The organism is Pseudoalteromonas sp. JC3, from assembly GCF_030291895.1.
GTDB lineage: Bacteria > Pseudomonadota > Gammaproteobacteria > Enterobacterales > Alteromonadaceae > Pseudoalteromonas.
The window spans coordinates 2,313,822-2,333,272 of sequence record NZ_CP127855.1 but is presented as its reverse complement, the minus strand read 5'-3'; the positions used below and the strand labels follow the sequence as shown (position 1 = coordinate 2,333,272).

Below are 19,451 nucleotides of genomic sequence, written 5' to 3'. Positions count from 1 at the left end.
TAGTAGGTAAAGGTCATGGAAGCGTCGAAAAATAAATCTGAACTAGTCGCCTGCATTTCACCGGTGCTTGAAGTGCTTACTTCAATTCGCCAGGGCGGGGCTGATCATCAAGGAGTTGACGGTCTACGCAGTAAAGTCATGGATGCTTTTGATGAATATGAAAAGAGCTGTTATGACGCACGGATCAGTGCGTCAGACATGCAAGAAGCCAAATTTGCACTAACTGCTTTGGTTGATGAGCAAATCATGACGGCACAGAAGCCGTATAGTATGGAATGGATGGCGCGACCTTTACAATTAGAATTATTTGGCAATATGCGTGGGGGAGAAGCTTTTTATGAAAAGCTTGAAAATATCCGCCGTGTAGCGGCTCAGCAACGTACATTACTAGAAGTCTATTTTGTTTGTTTACAACTGGGTTTCGAAGGGATCTATAAGATAAAAGGGGTCGAGCAACTCAAAGCGTTGATGTTGGATGTTAGAGCGCAATTAGAAGAGCTTGCTGGACCTGCAAAATTACAGCTTTCTGATAATGCAAAACCACAAGAAAGTATGGTTACTAAGGTGGGAAGAAATCTACCGTACTGGGTTATTTTGTCAGTAACGCTCGCCTTACTTGCCAGTATGTATGTTGGTTCAACGTATTTCATTGAGAATCGCGCGAACCAGCAAGTCGTGCAAATTGATAAGCATATTGAAGTACTAACGCAGTTAGAGAAAACAGGGAAAGCGAGGTAACATCATGTCAGGAGTGAATCGTAGTGGACTAGTGCACCTAGTCTTAGGATTTTTGTCATCTCGTGCGACGGCTCATTGGGTCGGCATATTCGCAATTTTGACACTAATTTGGTTTGCAGGCCGGTTTATTGGCCTTGAAGATCAAAATCATCGTTTAATGGTGATGGGTGCTGTATTTGGTCTGTTTTGTCTTACTTTATTAGTTCGATGGTTATGGGTGAAGCGCTCTGGTGACAAGTTAGCGAAAGAAATTGCCAACAATCATGCGGGAACAGAAGCCGAAGTCGAAGAAATCAAAGCCAAAATGGAAGAAGCGCTGTCTGCATTAAAAGCTTCTCATTTGGGGGCCGGGTATCGTGGTAACGCTGCGCTGTATGCCTTGCCTTGGTATATGATCATTGGTCCGTCGGCTGCGGGTAAGAGCACATTATTTGCAAATTCAGGACTGCATTTCCCTTATTCAAAATCTAATCAACTGCATATCCAAGGTTTTGGTGGTACGCGTAATTGTGACTGGTGGTTTTCAGATCAAGCCGTTTTGATTGATACCGCAGGTCGTTATACCACTGAAGAATCAGATAACGATCAATGGTTGTCATTCTTAAAGCTGTTACGTAAATACCGTTCTAAACAACCAATCAATGGAGTGATGGTTGCTATTAGCGTTGCTGATATCTTGACTTCAGACAGCGAACAGATCCGTGACCACGTTAAACAGATCCGCGCTCGTATTGATGAGTTAATCAATCAACTTGGACTTATCTTTCCAGTATATGTGGTATTTACCAAGTGTGATTTGATCAGCGGCTTTGAGCCTTTCTTTAATGAACTAAGTGAAGATGAGCGTAAGCAACCCTGGGGCGCGTATTTACTTGAAGAAGATGGCACCAATACCGGTGAAGTGGCGAGCGAGAACTTTTCAAAGCATCTTACTGGCCTGTATGAGCGACTGTGTGATCAGCGCCTAGTTAAAATGACGCGTGAGCGTAACGCTCAACGGAAACAATTGATTTATGATTTTCCTAATCAGTTTAAAGCGGCGTCAGCTAAAGTCGAAGAGTTTATTGACACATTATTTAAAGAAAATCCGTACCAAGAAGTACCGTGGTTTGCTGGTGTGTATTTTACCTCTGGTACGCAAGAAGGTACGCCTATCGAGCGTAGCGCAACGAGCAAACTATCTACGTTTAGATCAGTATTGTTTGAGTATCGTCAAGAAAGCATTACCTCCGCATTTTTTATCAACCAAGTATTCAAAGATGTGTTGTTTAAATTGCAAGACCTCACTCGGGGTAACCGGAAAAAGCGCCGCGTACAAAAATGGCTAAAAGGCTTTGCTGTATGCTTGTGTGTGACGTCGGTATTTGCTCTAGCGGGCTTGTTGGTTAACTCTTATACCCACAATCAGCAGCTTTTAACAACCAGTGATAAATTAACGACTGCTGTTGTTAATACACGAGTTGAAAACCAGCCGTTGGCCGAGCAATTTAACTCTACCTTGTCTCTTTTTGCACACTATCAAGAGCTAATAGGCTATGAGAAAAAGCTGCCTTGGTATTTCTTACTTGGTGTTTACAGTGCTGACAACACCATAAAGCCAATAGAACAGGTATTACGTCAGCGTGTACAAGCGCTCATTGGTGAACCAAGTTCGGAGCTTGTGCAACAAGCGCTGTTTGAAAGCCATCAAAACTGGATTGCATTGCTAAGTACAGAAGAGCAGGTTGCTAAACGTATCGAGCCAAAGCTACGTGATAAGTACTATCAAGCACTTAAGCTGCAACTCATGATGAGTAATGAGTTTGAGCGTTTAAACAAAGACTATGCTAAGTCTGAGCTATTAGACTACACGGCGGACCGCTTAGAGCTAACGCTAAACGAAGACACGCAAGTATTAACAGAACAACTGTCAGGACTGATTGATTTTTACTTAGCCCAATTAGCGGTTGAGCCTGCACCGCAGCAACTTGCGATTTGGCAAAGTAATGATTTCTTAGTGAGTCAGGCTCGTTCAGACTTAATGAGTGCGCCAGAACCGACTGCGTTATATGAGCAGATCAAAGCAAAAGTAACGGTATCGAAAGCCGCACTAACGCTTGATCAAATGATGCAGCAAAACAACAAGACCTTTTTGCAGTCCAAGATCAGTATTCCATACGTTTACACCAAAGAAGCTTGGGAAAATGAAGTATACGACGCCATCAAGGTCATCGCGAGCAAAGCATTCTCTGGCGACTGGGTGATGGGCACAGACAACGCAGAAAGCCAAGGTTCTGTCGATGAAGCAAAAGCGAGCGCTTTAGTTAAATCTATCCGTGCGCTGTATTTCAGAGACTATGCCAATGTGTGGTTTGAGTTTTTAAATTCAGTAGAAATAAGCCCATTTAATACGAGCAACGCGGCAAGTTTAACGCTGGCTCAGTTGTCATCACCAGAAGGTCCGTTGGTCGATTTAATGGCGTCAATCGACGACAACGTGAATCTAATTGATTCGCCAAACAAAACGGTAGAAACAGAAAAGTTGACCGAGCAGGCAAATGCATTACTTGCAAAGTCTAAAAACAGCAAGGTTAAAGGTGCAAAGATAGAAGCCGCTGCGAGAAAACGTGTACCTGAACTGTCGAGCCGCTTTGCAGATCTTCGCCGCTATACGGCAAAAGGAGAAGAGAACGCTCGCTCTGATTACCTAGAGCAATATCTCGGTGCTTTGAGTGCATTTCATTCAGACATCAAAACGATCGCGGCGAGTAACAATGATGACTATATGGCGATGTCATTTACTCAAACGTTGTTAAACGGTGATAGCAAAAACCATGCGCTGCAAAGTGCCTGGGTGGTGGTAGAAAGCCAAGTAAGAGCGCTTGACCCAGATACTAAGCAAGCACTTGAAAAACTACTAAAAGCACCACTTTTAGCTAGTGTGCAGACAGTAATGAACGAAGCGAAAGTACAGCTTAATGAGCGTTGGTCTAATCAAGTATTCTTAACATACAAAGAAAATATCCGTGGTAAATATCCGTTCAATATCGACGGCCCAGATGCAGCGGTTGAAGATATTAGCGAACTGCTAAACCAAGAGTCAGGTGTGTTTTGGCAATTTATGGCTGAAAATCTATCTCCTTACCTTCGTTTAAAACGTGGTGAGTGGGTAGAGAAAACGTGGAATGGGATTGGTATCGGCTTTAAGCCTGGGGTACTAGACAAGCTAACTAAGGCGAGAAAGGTTACGCGTTCGCTATTTCCTCGAGACGGTTCTGAGGTGGGTATTAGCTTCCAAATGATGCCTGTGGCACAAAAGGGATTAAAAGAAACTTATATCGGCTTTAGTGACCAAAATTACCGTTATAGAAACGAACCTGAAGAGTGGCGTCGTTTTAACTGGCCTGCAAGAGCGGGCACTGAAAAAGCAGTGGTATATGGTTTAGACAGTGAAGGCCGCAGAATCGAAATCGAAAAGTCAGGACCTTGGGCATTCCTAAAAGTATTGAATGAAGCGAATGTGCAGTGGGTTCGTGGTACTGAATTTATGGCAACGTGGCAATTACAAAGAGAAGCTGAGGCTAGTGTTGAGCCAATCCAAGTTCAAGTTGCACTTAAGTCGAGCAGAAACAGTGGCATATTCAGTAAATATTTTATGACGTCATTTGCGCTGCCGGAGTCTTTGTTTGATACCAAGGTGAGTGTTGCTTCTAATGAAAACTTGGCGTTGAGGTAACGCAGGCATGTTCGGTTTTTTTAATAATAAGAAAGTCGCCAAGGTACCAACGACTCAGCCATTTGGATTTATGGGTAAGAACCCAATCCAAGCAGACTTCATTAAGTTTAACGTTGATTCAAGAGAAGCGATTACGCTTGAGCGCTGGCTTCAAGAAGGGTATGCAGACATGAGCCGACAGGCGTTGATAAAAGATGCATCTTCTCAAAAAGAGCAGTCAACGTTATTTTTTATCGCCTCAGGTCAAGACGAAAACTGTTTATTAGGCACATTACAGCCAAGCGAAGATAAAAGTGGAAGACAATATCCATTTTGTTCGTTCGTGTTATCGAGTAATGCGGACTACAAACAAAACCCTGCATTTTTATTTAGTGAATGTGGTAGTGCGTTTAAATCATTAAGCTTAAGCCATGAGCTGATCAGAAACTGCAGTAGTGTTGAGCAAATGCGTCATAGCGCGCAGGAGCTTAAGCAGGTAAGTGAGCTGGTTTCGCAACCGATTGATTTCGATAAGGCGATGTCTTCATTACGAGCTTCACCGATACAGCGTGTATGGGATGCACTTGAACTAGAAGATCTTGACCAGCGAGCACAATTAATAAGCCAAGTGATGTCTGCGCTCAAAATGATCAAAACACAAGGCTGTTTGCGTTGTCAGTTCGGGTTGAAATTACCGATGCCACAAGTGGGTGAAGATACTCAGCTGTTAGGTGCATTTTGGCTACATCTAATTACCAATATGGTGGCCGATCATCACTGGCAGCCTTGGTGTTTTTACAACTATGGTCAATTGAGCCAGAAAGCTTCGCTGGTGGTGTATTGCAGACCTATGCCAGCCTCGTATTTTGCGTCTGTTTGGCTTGAGCACAATAGCTTGTCAACGACCATTAATCTAACAGGGACTTTGCCTCAACATCCGGTGACACCGCATATGTATGAATTGGCAAAAGCATCAAATATGAGTGTTTTCGATGCGTTAAGGAGTTGGAGTAAGTTATGAGTCAACCACATAAGTATCAGAGCTGGCAGCAGTGGCATGAAAACTTATTGGCGCCTTTAGGCGGTATGCCATGCGGTGACGATTTAAAATACGAAGAGTCATTTAAATTACTAAAAGGTTCTTCATCTGGTGTTGCCGAGCCAGACTTCAAAGCCAACTTTATTTTGGCATCAGAACTGTTAGAAAAACAAACCAAAGATATTCGCATTGCGTCGTATCTAGCGTTGGCCGCTACCAATGAGTTTGGGCTTGAGGGTTTGATCCACTCGCTAGATTTGTTCAATCAGCTTTTGCAACAGTATCAGGCGCAGATCCACCCTGTGAAAGAACGTGCGAGAGCATCGGTTCATACTTGGTTCTTACAACAACAACAGCGCTTACTTGGTGTTGCTACAGCGCACAGCGCGACAGTGCCGGAGCAGTGGCCAGAATTAAAGCGTGTACTTGAACAGTATGCAACAGATTCGGTGGCGATACTTGATGCAGACTCAGGGCCGCTTGCCGATTTAAAACACTGGTGTGAGCAAGGTTTGGTTTCGCAACCAGTTCCTGTACAACCTGTTGCGACGGTACGAGAACCTGTTGAAAACCCTGAAGTGGCAACCGCTGAACAGCCTCAAGTACAGCAATCTGTAGCGGCGACTTCACAGCCTACAGCTGTTGCTTCAAAGCCAGTTTCCACGCTTGCTATTGCCGTGGAAGCACCGCAGTCAGACTCGGCCTATACAGAGCAAGTTCGCAAACTATTGGCGTATGACAAAGAAAGCCAAAATTGGATGAGAGCGATTCGCTTGGCACGTGCAGTGAGGTGGGGGGCGCTTGCATTACCACCACATGATGGTGAGCTGAAAACGCGCCTACCAGCTCCCAGGCAAGCGGCATTTGTGCCTATTGAAAACGCCTTAGCCGCACAAAACTTTGCTCAGGCGTTAGAAAAGGCAGAAGCCTTATTTATGGAAGGGGCGATGCATTTTAACCTTAATTTACAAAGGCTAACCATCGCTGCACTTGAAGGGCTCAAGCTATTTAAAGAAGCACAGTGGATAGAATTAGAGTTAGCGGCAATTGCTGATCAGTATCCAACACTGTTAAGTCTTAAATATGAAGATGGAAGTGAATTCTGCTCCGCGGCGAATCGTGAGCGAATTGGTGAGCATAAACTATTAAGCCAAGGTGACGGTGCGAGCACAGACGGTAATCAGAAGATTTGGTTAGATAAATTTAAAGAAGCGCAGGCGCTTGTTGACCAAAATAAGCTTGCGCAAGCACTGCAGCTAATGGAAGGGTTTGCCCAAGACAAGTTCGATTTTGCAAAGCAAAAATTATATCAAGCGCGTTTATTGATGCGCAGTGAACGCGCTGATCTTGCCTATCCAATGTTTGAGCAGCTGCTTAAAGACATTGAACAGTACCGACTGGATCTATGGCATGAGTCGTTTGCTCTAGAGGTTTGGCGTTATGCCAAGCAATGTAATGAAGCAATATCCTTGGAGCAAGGGGATGAATTTGACCTACGAGCAACCGCGATAAAGCAGCAGATGCTCGTAACCAAAGTAAGCTCAGCGATTGACTGGGTTTGATTGTTAACCGCTGGGCTTGTAACGGCAGGCGCAACGACTGATTAAATAAGGAAAGACTATGTCTGATACGTTTCAAAAAGAGATCCCAAGAGCGCGGATTAATATAGCGCTTGAGCTGGAAACCGAAGGTGCAACGCAAAAGAGTGAACTACCGATGAAAGTTTTGGTTGTGGGTGATTATTCCAACGGCCAAAACGACTGTGACCTCGCTGAGCGAGAGCGCATTGCTATTAATAAAAATAATTTAGAGCAAGTGCTTAAAGACATGTCACCAAAGGCAAAGTTTCAAGTATCGAACAAAATCGCAGGTGACGGTGAAATCGGTATCAACCTGACGTTTGATGATTTTAAGTCATTCGACCCAGAGCAGGTTGCAGCGCAAGTGCCAGAGCTTAACAAGATGATGTCGATGCGTAACTTGTTACGTGATCTGAAATCTAACTTGCTTGATAACTCAACACTGAGAAAAGAACTGGAGCGTATTTTACAAAACAAACCAGAGCTAGATGAGTTAAAAGCACGCCTTAATGAGCTGGCGCCACTTTTATCTGAGCAAGAAAAACAACCGCAAGAGTAAGGATACTACCGATGAATATGCAAGAAACGTTAAACGTTGAAGCGCGTAAAGAAGAGACTTTGACTGCTTCAGCTTACGAAACAATCTGTAATCTTGTGTCTATTGAGCCGGTTTCAAGCGAAATCAGCATTGATAACTTCCGTGATGCTAATAATCTTGCGGAAACAGACACCAATGAGCGCTTAACTGCTGCTATCAATGTCTTTTTAGACATGGCCACTAATGACAGCAAAGAAGTGTCGCGTATCGACAAGTTATTACTTGATGACTACATCGCTAAAGTCGACAAAATTATTTCTGAACAGCTGGACGAAATTTTACATCATCCACAGTTTCAAAAAGTAGAGTCAGCGTGGCGTTCATTGCGTTATTTGGTGAATCGTTGTCCAAATAACTCAAACGTAAAGCTTGAACTACTTGATGTTGATAAAGAAACGCTACGTGACGACTTCGAAGAAGCACCAGATACCACGCAATCTGCGCTTTATAAGCAAGTGTATACGGCTGAGTATGACACACCAGGGGGCGAGCCAATTTCGACTATGGTGTCAAACTTTGAATTTGATTGTTCAGCGCCTGATATATCGTTATTGCAAGAAATTTCAAGGGTTTCTGCAGCAGCCCATTGTCCCTTCTTAGGTAGTGTTGGTGCCAAGTTCTTCTTAAAAGATTCGCTTGAAGAAGTGTCAAAAATTCAGGATTTGGGCTCTTACATGGAGCGTGCTGAGTTTTTACGTTGGAAGAACTTCCGTGAATCAGAAGATGCACGTTATATTGGCTTAGCGTTCCCACGCTTCTTACTGCGCTTACCATACGGCGACTTAAACCCAATTCGTCACTTTAACTATCAAGAAGACGTTAGTAGTGAGCATCACGAACGTTATCTATGGGGTAACGCGACTTTTGCGTTCGCCGCAAATATCGTCCGTAGCTTCCACCAAAATGGTTGGGCGGTAAATATTCGTGGTCCACAATCTGGCGGTCGCGTTGAAAATCTACCTCTGCATTCTTTTGAGGCAGGTCGTGGTCAAGAAACTAAGATCCCAACAGAAGTACTTATCTCTGAAACCAAAGAGCTTGAGTTTGCAAACCAAGGGTTTATCCCGCTGAGCTACTACAAAAACAGTGACTTTGCGTGTTTCTTTTCTGCAAATAGTGCGCAAAAGCCACAAATTTTTGAGACGCCGGAAGCCACCTCTAACTCGCGGATCAATGCAAGATTACCTTACATCTACTTGGTATCACGTATTGCGCACTATATGAAGGTGATCCAACGTGAAAATATCGGTTCAAGTAAGCCTCGTCACGAGCTAGAACAGCAACTTAATGATTGGTTAGGTGCATTAGTTACTAAGATGAATAATCCAGACGAGTCTCTAATTGCTACGCACCCGTTAAAAGATGCCAACGTGACTGTGTCGGAGATCCCGGGTAATCCTGGTTATTACCGTGTGAATACGTATGTGGTTCCACATTTCCAAGTGGAAGGTATCGACGTACGCCTCGCACTCGTTGGACAAATGCCTGGCGAAAAATGAAGGCCACCTGAAGAACCAATGAAGCGTATTTAGGGCAGTGAATGCTGCCCATTATTAAGCATGACATTGAACCTTCATTGTAGAGTTTCGGAAGTAGCGGCAAGCGCTTTTGAGATGTTAGTTGAGCTTGCGTCTAAAAGTGCAAAAAGAAGAAGTTGTTAAACCCGGTTAGGTTGATAAGCACAATTATGGAAAACGGTTATCAATAAAAAGACCAAGTTTAATATGGTTGCTGGTATTAAAAGGTATATTTATGAATATAGAAGCAGACCATATTATTTGGAAATTTATATTTTTAATGCAATGTTCTTTAACTGTGTTTTCAATATACGACAATCAGCTTTTAACCTCGTCTGAGATTAGCGTCGCGTTTGTAGACATTGTTATCTTTGTCTTAGATAGCTTGGTTTTGGTAGCAAATTTATTGCTCATATTACAAGTTCGTGTGTTAAGTCAAAGAACATGGGGTTTGGTAGTTTGGGTGTGGTGGTTTGTAAATATATACTCGTTGTTAAACGAATTTTATTTGGGCGGTTATAGCTCGTCTGAAATGTTGTTTTTTGGGAATATAATCTGGATTTTAATTTTATTTTCCTTGCCTGTAGTTAAGTACAGAAGCTTTATAGGAGAACCAGTTAAGCCATGCATAAACTTAAAATAATAAATGCTTACTCGTTGTACTCCAAAACAAGTGTTGTGCGATAGAAGACTGAAATATCTGAGAGAAAGAAATTATGAGGCAATGGATTGTCATGTTTAAACGAAAAGTATGTAGCTGGTTGATAGTACTAAGTACAGCCTTGGTGACTAACTTGTCATATAGCCAGGAGATGACACCAGAGCTCTTCTTTGCAAAAAAGAAATTGCAAAAAGCAGCTATAGCTTACACCGCGGCGATGGAAACGTGTTTTGAGCATACTCCACGCGTTCGCCCAAGCGAGCTAGAGACAGACAAACTAGAGATAGAATTAGTCGTAGAGGCAGTAAATTACCTGCATTACGTGGTGCTTAATGATTGTATGCAAGACCATGATGTAAATTTTTTAAAAGCAGTTGAGCACTACAATCAGACGGCGCCAAAGGATGAGCTAATCACGGTAGACAGTTTTGTGACGCTTAGATGGAATGAAGAGCTTAGAGCTGAATTCGAATTTAAACAGTTACCCGAAGCAGTTCAGCAGCACTTTTTGCAGCTGGATATACTAAAAACGCCATTTGATGCGGCGACGTTAGTGATGGAATTACGTGGTGACTTATAACATGTAGTGAAAGATTGCCCCAAGTTGGCTGCCACCAACTTGGGACATGTTCCCAAATTGGCATAAAGCGTGGCGCTTTGTTTGGGGATCAAACGTGAAAAACACGCGTTTGATCAATGCCTTTAATAATTAGGAAACATCTTATCTTAAAAGGAGAAATTAAAAATGGCAATTCCAGCGTATATGTGGTTAAAGGACGACCAAGGTAACGACGTTAAAGGTTCAGTAACTGTAGCTGAGCGTGAAGGTTCAATTGAGATTTTGCATTTCGATCACGAATTGCGTATCCCAACTGATAACGACACGGGCGAGCTAACAGGTACTCGTAAGCACGAGCCTTTTGTTATCACAAAAGCTGTGGATGCTGCTACTCCGTACATGTACAAAGCGTGTTCAAACGGTCAAACATTAAAGCAACTTGAGCTTAAATGGTACCGTATTGATGACACTGGTACTGAGCGTGAGTACTTCCGCCATACGCTTGAAGACGTGAAAATCACTTCAATCACGCCAACAATGCACAACGTTAAAGATTTGGATAAAGAGCGTTATCCTCACCTTGAAACAGTGCACATGCGTTACAAGCGCATCACTTGGACGTACCTAGACGGTAACATTGAGTTCTCTGACTCATGGACTGAAGGTCGTTAATTTCGAGTGTTGGAGGCCTATTGGCCTCCTTTTCAAGCTTACACTAGTTCGCGCAATGAATAGAGAGCGTATTTTTCTATGGCCTTATTTGATTTGCTAGCTCAGCCATCACGCCAAGCCTATAGCGATAACAATTTATCGCATCTAAGCGACAGCGTATGTAAACACCTAACGCAACTATTGAATGCGCGTAGGGGAGTGCTTGAGCACTTAGGTGATTACGGTTTACCGGATGTGGAAGATCTATATGAAGGGCTACCTTATTCGCAGCAAACACTTGCCAATGAAGTAAAAAGAACCATAGAAAAGTACGAACCAAGAATTACTAACCTCATCGTTCGACCCATCGACATAAAAGAGGAAAACTGTGTGATTCGATTTGAGATAAGAGCGCAATTAAAAACCGGCGAGATAATCAGATTGAATACTAAGTTTGCATCAGGTGGTAAAGCAAACGTCAATGCAGGAGGAGCAGACTAATGGATATGCAGCAATATTTTGATGCGCAAATGAGGCTGTTAACACAAGCAGGTAAACAATTTGCTCAGCAGTATCCTGAACATGCCGGCTTTTTAAATATTGACGCTTTAAAGGATAGAGATCCTCATGTTGAGCGCTTGCTCGAAGGAGTCGCTTACTTAACGGCATTTACGCAAAAGCGATTGGACGAAACGCTACCCGAAGTGTCTGAGCAGGTACTCAGACAGATTTGCCCAATATTATTAAATTATTATCCGTCTACGACGGTGCTAGAGTTTGCGCCAAAACTCACTATGCAAGGACTGGTGAGTGTGCCAAAAGGCGCGAAAATCTCTTCCCATAAAAGTGACAACGCCCCTGTGGCTTGTCACTTTACTACCACCGCAGAAACGAAAGTGCTGCCGTTTGAGATTTACTCTGTGGACTATCATGAGATCCACACTGGTGCAACGTTAAACTTGCACCTCAAGCGGTTAGGCCAAGGCAGTTTAGATGATTACGATCTCTCTAAATTGCGGGTGTATTTACGTGGAGACACGCCGCTTTGTGCCAGTCTTTATCAAATGATGAAGAATCCAAATGCAGCGATAGAGGTTGAGACAGGAAAGCTTGGCAGTACGACGCAATATACCTTGAACAAGTCAAAAATTGATGCGGCTTTTCATAAAGACAGCACCGGAATGCTGCCGAATAGCGAACAGAGTCATCCCGCATATGCGTTGCTGCTTGATTACTTTAACTCTCGTGAAAAGTTCTATTTTGTTGAACTAACGGGACTGGATACGCTAAATATTGATCCAGACACTAATACTATCAGCATCAAAATAGCCAGTGATATTAAATTGCCGCCCGGTAACAAAGTAAACGCGGATAATATCCTGCTTAACTGTGTACCTGCGGTAAATATCTATCCTGTAGATGCCGAGCCTATCCGAGTCAGTGAAAACCAAACAGAGTACCAATTGCATCCAGTGCAAAATAAACTTGGAGAGAGTTTTTGTTATAGCGTGAAGTCGGTACAAGGCGCAAGCAGTAGCACTGGAGAAGCCATCGACTTTGTTTCTCGGTATAGCACGGTATATGAAGATAACGCCCATTTGTATTCACTGATAAGCCGTGATATTGGCGGGGTATCGCCACAGACGTACATTCAGCTTTCAATGCAAGAAGTGGGTGATATTACTACTTTATCGACTGATCTGTTGGCACATAACGCGGCGTGGCCAAGGCAAACACTGCAAGAAGGCGATATCAATGCGCAAAGCGCTGATGTGCCGTCGGTACTTAGCGTTAAAAATGTCGTAAGGCCGAGCAAGTTGCTTAATTCTCCTGATCAGGCATTACATTGGCAGCTCATTAGCTTGTTGAATATGCGTTTCTCTCAGCTCGCGGAGCCAACCCAGCTGAAAAAGCTATTGGCGCTGTTTGATTGGTCGGAGCGCTCTGAAAATCGAAATCGTATCGAGAGCATCCAAGGCGCTGAGTCTAAACCTATCTCATTGCTACAAAAGGGCGTGTTTGTTAAAGGAATAGAGATACACTTAACCCTAAACGAAAAGAGCTTTGTTTGTACAGCCGACGCTTACCATTTTTGCGATGTGTTGCATCAGTTCTTTAAACTATATGCACCAATCAACGAGTGCTTAAAAACCCGAGTGACGCTGCTGCCAAGTTACCACGAGTGGGAGTGGGATGTGACTGCAGGCGATAGTTATCAGGTGTAAATGATGGAGCAGCAAAACCAACCTATTTGGGCAAAACTGCCAGAGCCAATCGCTAAATTGATGGCAACACCTTGGCGTTTTAGTTTGTACAAGGCGCTAACGCTTATTGAACAGCACTGGGCTAGCAATAACGAGTTACAAAGTGGCCACAGTCATCGCGTTGAAATTGCACCGTATAAAGAACTTGGGTTTCCAGCGTCAGACGTTAGACGCTGTGAATTGCAAGTAAGGCAACGAGGTAAACTGAGGCTCGAAACATCATTTCTCGGTTTATATGGCGTTGACGCTGCGATGCCGCACTACTTGTTAGAACAAGCCGCAGGAGACGAGGAGATAGGTGCTAGAACGCGTGCATTTTTAGATCTCTTTAATCATGTATTGTATTGCCAGCTATTTCAAAGTTGGAAGAAATCTCAGATAAACCTTGCGGGCATAGGTGCGCAGCAATTTGATCAAATAGTTGCTGCAGTATTTGAAAATAACCAGTCAGATAAGAGCAAATTAAACCTAATTAGTGCCAAACAAACCAGCGCAGCTGGGCTTGAGCAAGTATTAAAGCAAGCGCTACAAGACGAAAGCTTAACGATTAAAGATAATATCGTTGAGTGGGAAGGAATTACCGAAGCGGGTAAGTTAGGGTCAAAACAAAGCGGCTTTTCGTTGGGCGGCAATGGCATATTGGGCAAACGTGTATTGGTGACGGGCAATCGTATTTGCATTGAGCTTGGTCCAATGGACGAGGCTGAGGCGCAGCTATATGAGCCCGGTGGTGTAAAAGCCAAACGTTTATCACAATTATTAAATTGGCACACCTCAACCAAAATGAATTGGCAACTGGTAGTGCAGATCAATCGCCAAGCACGCGAGGGAACTCGGTTAGGAGCTGGCAAGCTTGGGATAAGTTGTGCGATAGGTAAAGTTAACGCACGCGTAGAGAAGAAAATATATTCACAATCACAGTTTTAATGCGAACGGGAATAGCAAGGATTAAAAGATGGACGCAACAGGCATAAAGAATCTCATAGACAAACTCAATCATCACAGCGCGACAGCGTTAGAAGCCGCGGCTGGATTCGCAGCGAGTCGAAAGCATTTTGAAGTGCTACCAGAGCATTACCTATTAAAGTTAATGGAAGAGCACAATGACGGCGATGTTGCGAAGATCTTACCTTTCTTCGAAGTTGATCAAGACGCATTGTGGAATAGTGCGCTCGAATTTATCAATCAACAAGATGCTGGTAACCCGAGCAAGCCGGTTTTCTCCCGTCGCCTCTATGAGTGGTTAGAAAAAGCATGGCTCAGCGCAAACATGCGCCATCAAAATGATTGGATCACAGGAGCTGCGCTGATTGACTCGTTCAAAGACATGGCGATATATAGCCCTGCATTTGGACTGGCACGCGAGTTCGACAAGATTGATACGCACTTCTTAAAGCAGAATTTAAATAAGATCTGTAAAGGTTCGACTGAGCGTCAAGTATTCAGTAAGCCAAATGCTGACAACACGGTGTCGAATAGTCGCTCACAAGGTGAAAGCGCGCTAGAAGCATTTTGTGAAGACCTCACTGAAAAAGCACGTTCTGGTGCAATTGACCCAGTCCTTGGGCGCAACGAGGAGATCCGCCTCGCTATTGATGTGTTGTGTCGTCGCCGTAAAAATAATCCAATCTTTGTCGGTGAGCCTGGTGTTGGTAAAACGGCAGTGGTAGAAGGACTTGCTCAGCGCGTAGTTGAAGGGCAAGTTCCGCCAGAACTTAAAGAAGTTAAGATCTGCGTACTAGATATGGGTCTGCTACAAGCTGGAGCAGGTGTAAAAGGTGAATTTGAGCGTCGTCTTAAACAAGTCATTGATGAAGTAAAGCGTTCAGCGACCCCCGTTATCTTATTTATTGACGAAGCGCATACCTTGATTGGTGCTGGTGGCGACGCTGGCATGGGAGATGCCGCAAACCTACTAAAACCTGCGCTTGCACGTGGAGAAGTAAGAACACTTGCTGCAACGACATGGAGCGAATATAAAAAATATTTTGAGCGCGATGCTGCGCTTGAGCGCCGTTTTCAATTAATTAAAGTCGATGAACCAACCGAGCAAGCTGCGAAGCTCATGCTCACGGGGCTGAAAGATAAATACGAAAAGCACCACCAAATTCAAATCACAGACAGTGCAATTGAAGCCGCGGTTACTTTATCTGCACGATATATCACAGGTAGACAATTACCTGACAAAGCCATTGATGTACTAGATACCGCCGCTGCTATGGTCAGAATGGGACCGGCAACATCGCCTGTGGTGATTGATAAAGCCAAAGAGCAGATCCGTTACTATCAAAGCAGAATTGAACGTTTGGCAATCGAGTCAAAGCTTGGGATTGCAGATCAAACTTGTATTCAAAGCCTCACCGATGCGCTTACACAAGCCCAAGAGCAGCTTGCTGAGCTTGAGCAAAGTCGTGAGCTGCAAATTGATACTTATAATGCCTTACACGGTGCAAGTGACGAAGAGAAACCTGCGATTAGACAAGCGCTTGCTGCGTTAAATCAAGATGATAATGCAATTTTCTCTGAAGTGACCAGCGATACGGTAGCGCAAGTGATCGCAAGTTGGACTGGGATCCCTGTCGGTAACATGGTGAAAGACGAGCTGGAGAGCTTACTTAAGCTTGAGCAATCACTGGCACAAAGCGTTGTGGGTCAAAATGCTGGATTGACTGCGATTGCACAAACCTTACGGGTTGCAAAAGCGGGTGTATCGGCGTCGTCTGGCCCACTGGGCGTATTCTTATTAGCGGGTCCTTCAGGGGTTGGTAAAACCGAAACCGCAAAACACATAGCCGAACTACTATTTGGTGGTGAAAAATTCTTAACCACGATAAACATGAGTGAATATCAAGAAGCACATACGGTATCACAACTCAAAGGCTCGCCACCGGGTTATGTAGGCTATGGTGAAGGCGGGGTGTTGACCGAAGCGGTGCGCCAACGTCCATATTCTGTGGTGTTACTTGACGAAGTGGAAAAAGCCCACGCAGATGTCATGAATATGTTTTACCAAGTGTTTGAAATGGGTGTAATGCGTGATGGTGAAGGGCGTGAAATCGATTTTAGAAACACGGTTATTATCATGACTTCTAATTTAGGGGCTGAGCAAATCATCAATGCTTGTACACCAGAAACCGAGCAGCAGGCCATGCAAAAAATGGTGGATGGGATCATTCAGCAAGGCGTACCTGAAGATGAAGAAGCACAAGACAACAACGAGGAAGAAACACCGTTTGAGAGACCGAGCTTTCAGCAGCTAGTCAGCTTAATTAAGCCAAACTTGCTCGCGCATTTTGCACCTGCGCTTTTAGCACGTATGCAGGTTGTGCCTTTCTTCCCGCTTGATACCGATGTGTTAAAACATATTGTGGCACTAAAGCTTGAAAAGGTCGCAGCACGACTTCGTGACAATCACGCAATACAACTGCGCGTAGATCAAACAGCGCTAGATTATCTAGCCGATAAATGCGCTATGTCTGATAGCGGCGCACGATTGGTTAACGCAACAATTGAACAACAAATTTTACCTGGGATCGCTCGCTCAATTTTGGGCTTTATGAGCGAAGAAGATATGCCAGATCTGCTGACGCTGACACTGGATGAAAATGGTGAAATTGAAGCCGTATTCGCCGACTTAAGTTAACGGTAGATACGAGTAAGGAGACAAAAATGGAAATGTTCGCATCACTTGCCGATAAACTACCTAAGGCAAACGAGAGTCACTTTGCAATCGAAATTGCGGGGTTGTCTGGGAGTTTATTTAAAGTATTGAGTTTTGAATCACAGAATGACAGCTTATGCAGCGACTACCGCTTCGATATTGAGGTGTTAAGTGAAGAGCTAATTGAGCCTGATCTAGTGATTGGTAAAGATGTTACATTTTCCATTACATGGGCTATGTCTGACAGAACGGTTTCGGGGATTATTACCGAATATATCTGCCATGGTCGCAGTCATCAAGGCTACGTGTATACCTTATCCTTTCAATCACTTTTGGTGTTGCTCAAGCATCAACGATCTAATCGCGTTTTTACCGACATGTCTGCGGATGCCATCGTTAAAAGTGTGTTAGACAAGGCTGGGTTCCCGTCAGGAAAATTGCAACTAAAGGCATCATCACCTTCCCTTGCTATGACAGTACAGTATGATGAAAGTGATTTTGACTTTGTAACGCGTCTAATGCGCCGCTACGGTTTTGTTTACGGCAGCACAGAGTCAACGGGTAGCCAAGCCAACCTATCGGTATTTGCCAGCAGCAGTGATTTTTCTTCAGAGATGGAAGAGATCACTTTGCCTTATGCGTCACCCACCGGACAGGTAAGACCGAGCGAGTCTGTCTTTGCCTTTTCTAAAAAAGCGAGTTTACTAAATAGCGGCTTTAGGCTGTATGACGAAGACTATGAAAAAGGCTGCGCACTGTCTGTAAATAGCAATAATCAAACAGAGGTTGGCGGCTTTGGTGAAGACAGTATATTCGCTGAAAACTTCATGACTGAAGGAGATGGCGATGCACTTACCAAAGTGCACCAGCAAAGTATTGATTGTCAGCGAAATCTTTTTGTAATCGATACTGACTGTCGAGCGCTTCGTCCAGGTGTCGCTTTAACCATAACCGATCACCCTAATTACAGCGGTCGTTACTTAGTGGTGTCTGTTGCTCATAAAGGCTGTCAAGGTGGCAGCGTTGAATATGGCTCCAAGGTAAAAGGCTTAACCTATAAAAACCAAGCGACGATCATCCCAATTGATGTGCAGTTTAAAGCGCCTGTGGTTAAGCGTAAAAAGGTCTTTGCATCGTTTAATGCCACGATTGAGCAAGAAGTGGATGACAAAGGGCGCTATAAAGTCAAGCTGCCATTTAACCAAGATGGTGAAGGGGAAGAGAGTAAACCGACTCGACTTATGCAGCACTATGGTGGACCTGGCGGGCACGGCATACACTTTCCTCTAAACAAAGGAACTGAGGTTATGGTGGCGGGCGAAAATGGTGACTTAGACAGGCCAGTTATTCTCGGTGCACTATTTAACGATGAAGCGCTAAGCCCGGTAACTGCAGAGAATGCCACTGAAAATAAATTGGTGACAAAGGCAGAAAACACCTTGTTGATGGATGACAAACAAGGCGAAGAGAAAATTCAATTGTTCACCAAATCGCAAGAAAATATACTCGAATTTAATGCCACTGAAGGTAGCGAATTTATCAAGCTTGAAACCAAAAAAGGTTACATCGATATTAAATCGAAAGAAGCGATGACGCTGCAATCACAAGCGAATATTGTGGCACAAGCCGACAAAGAAATAAGCATTCGCGCAGAAGATGCTGTTTATATCCAAAGTATTGAGTCCAATATTGAGATCAATGCCAAAGAGGCTATTCAACTCACCGCAGATACCGACATTAAAATTCAGTCTGCTGATAGCAATATTCAATTCGAAGCGCAGCAATCCATTAATCTAGAGGCCGCGCAAGACATCAGTTACTTCAGTGTTGACGGTAACGTCGAGCTTGCGGCGCAAAATGGTAACTTGACCATCAATGCCGATAGAAACATTTCTATCGTTGGCCAAGGTAGCGGCTCAATTCAGCTTTCTCAAGGCGGCGGTAAAATAGAAATTGATGCGGCAGGTAATATTACCATTGATGCGAACAACTTGAACTTAAGCGCCAGCAACATTTCAGTGTCTGGCTCTGCAATTAGCCATAACTAAGCAGGGAGCAAAGTCTATGAAAACCAATGTCGTACAATTTCCACCATCGTTGAGTAACATCGTATGGCGTGTATCTGCCATTGATAAATTAGGCAAAGTGTTACGAGTGAAGTGTGACGGATCTAATGTAGAAATGAAGGTTAAAGGTCAATTAGACAGTGTGACACGCGTAAGTATTGACGATGAAGTGTTGCTACATAGCGTGGCAATGCCTATCGTTATTGGTCGCTTAGCTGCACCGCAAGACTTTCCGGCGGCGTCGGTGACAAATAACAACGGCACCGTGGTGTTAAATGGCGAGCAAGAAGTCTGTGTCAAAACCAAAAATGGCAGCATTGCGATCAACGGCAATGGTGAGATACAGCTTGAAGGTAAACTGTTAAACGCCGATATTGAGCAAGATCTCAGCCTCCAAGGCTGGCCAATTCGATTAAATTAAGC

General features: G+C 43.8%; 14 protein-coding genes. All 14 read left to right on the top strand.

Annotated features, from left to right (window positions below):
- The first annotated feature begins 15 nt into the window (after positions 1 to 15).
- On the top strand, positions 16 to 738 hold the full coding sequence (gene icmH / locus QSH61_RS09725) for a type IVB secretion system protein IcmH/DotU (protein ID WP_206473207.1): 723 nt from the start codon (positions 16 to 18) through the stop codon (positions 736 to 738).
- A gap of 4 nt (positions 739 to 742) precedes the next feature.
- A complete protein-coding gene (gene tssM / locus QSH61_RS09720) occupies positions 743 to 4,453 on the top strand; it encodes a type VI secretion system membrane subunit TssM (protein ID WP_174168823.1) in 3,711 nt (1,236 codons plus the stop codon).
- Positions 4,454 to 4,460: 7 nt separating this feature from the next.
- On the top strand, positions 4,461 to 5,453 hold the full coding sequence (gene tagF, locus QSH61_RS09715) for a type VI secretion system-associated protein TagF (RefSeq protein ID WP_010604829.1): 993 nt from the start codon (positions 4,461 to 4,463) through the stop codon (positions 5,451 to 5,453).
- On the top strand, positions 5,450 to 7,033 hold the full coding sequence (locus tag QSH61_RS09710; RefSeq protein WP_206473209.1) for a TssA family type VI secretion system protein: 1,584 nt from the start codon (positions 5,450 to 5,452) through the stop codon (positions 7,031 to 7,033). The genes tagF and QSH61_RS09710 overlap by 4 nt, the downstream gene beginning before the upstream one ends.
- A 58-nt stretch (positions 7,034 to 7,091) precedes the next feature.
- Positions 7,092 to 7,610: a type VI secretion system contractile sheath small subunit gene (gene tssB, locus QSH61_RS09705; protein WP_174168825.1), complete on the top strand. Its 519-nt coding sequence runs from the start codon at positions 7,092 to 7,094 to the stop codon at positions 7,608 to 7,610.
- An 11-nt stretch (positions 7,611 to 7,621) separates the two neighbouring features.
- Entirely contained in the window at positions 7,622 to 9,148 is a 1,527-nt protein-coding gene (gene tssC, locus QSH61_RS09700) for a type VI secretion system contractile sheath large subunit (protein WP_174168826.1), read from the top strand.
- 752 nt (positions 9,149 to 9,900) lie between these two features.
- Positions 9,901 to 10,407: a hypothetical protein gene (locus QSH61_RS09695; protein WP_227387104.1), complete on the top strand. Its 507-nt coding sequence runs from the start codon at positions 9,901 to 9,903 to the stop codon at positions 10,405 to 10,407.
- Positions 10,408 to 10,572: 165 nt separating this feature from the next.
- Positions 10,573 to 11,058: an Hcp family type VI secretion system effector gene (locus QSH61_RS09690; protein WP_010377064.1), complete on the top strand. Its 486-nt coding sequence runs from the start codon at positions 10,573 to 10,575 to the stop codon at positions 11,056 to 11,058.
- A 78-nt stretch (positions 11,059 to 11,136) separates the two neighbouring features.
- Positions 11,137 to 11,538 (top strand): type VI secretion system baseplate subunit TssE, encoded by a 402-nt coding sequence (gene tssE / locus QSH61_RS09685; protein WP_039495807.1) that lies wholly within the window; start codon positions 11,137 to 11,139, stop codon positions 11,536 to 11,538.
- Positions 11,538 to 13,262: a type VI secretion system baseplate subunit TssF gene (tssF, locus tag QSH61_RS09680; protein ID WP_039495808.1), complete on the top strand. Its 1,725-nt coding sequence runs from the start codon at positions 11,538 to 11,540 to the stop codon at positions 13,260 to 13,262. Before tssE ends, tssF begins: the two co-directional genes overlap by 1 nt.
- Positions 13,263 to 14,228 (top strand): type VI secretion system baseplate subunit TssG, encoded by a 966-nt coding sequence (gene tssG, locus QSH61_RS09675; protein WP_227387105.1) that lies wholly within the window; start codon positions 13,263 to 13,265, stop codon positions 14,226 to 14,228.
- Between the two features lie 28 nt (positions 14,229 to 14,256).
- On the top strand, positions 14,257 to 16,944 hold the full coding sequence (gene tssH / locus QSH61_RS09670; RefSeq protein ID WP_174168830.1) for a type VI secretion system ATPase TssH: 2,688 nt from the start codon (positions 14,257 to 14,259) through the stop codon (positions 16,942 to 16,944).
- 26 nt (positions 16,945 to 16,970) lie between these two features.
- The gene (locus QSH61_RS09665) at positions 16,971 to 19,010 is read left to right on the top strand and encodes a type VI secretion system Vgr family protein (protein WP_174168831.1); all 2,040 of its coding nucleotides are present in this window, start codon (positions 16,971 to 16,973) and stop codon (positions 19,008 to 19,010) included.
- Positions 19,011 to 19,026: 16 nt separating this feature from the next.
- A complete protein-coding gene (locus tag QSH61_RS09660; RefSeq protein WP_174168832.1) occupies positions 19,027 to 19,449 on the top strand; it encodes a DNA-3-methyladenine glycosylase in 423 nt (140 codons plus the stop codon).
- The last annotated feature ends 2 nt before the right edge of the window (positions 19,450 to 19,451 follow it).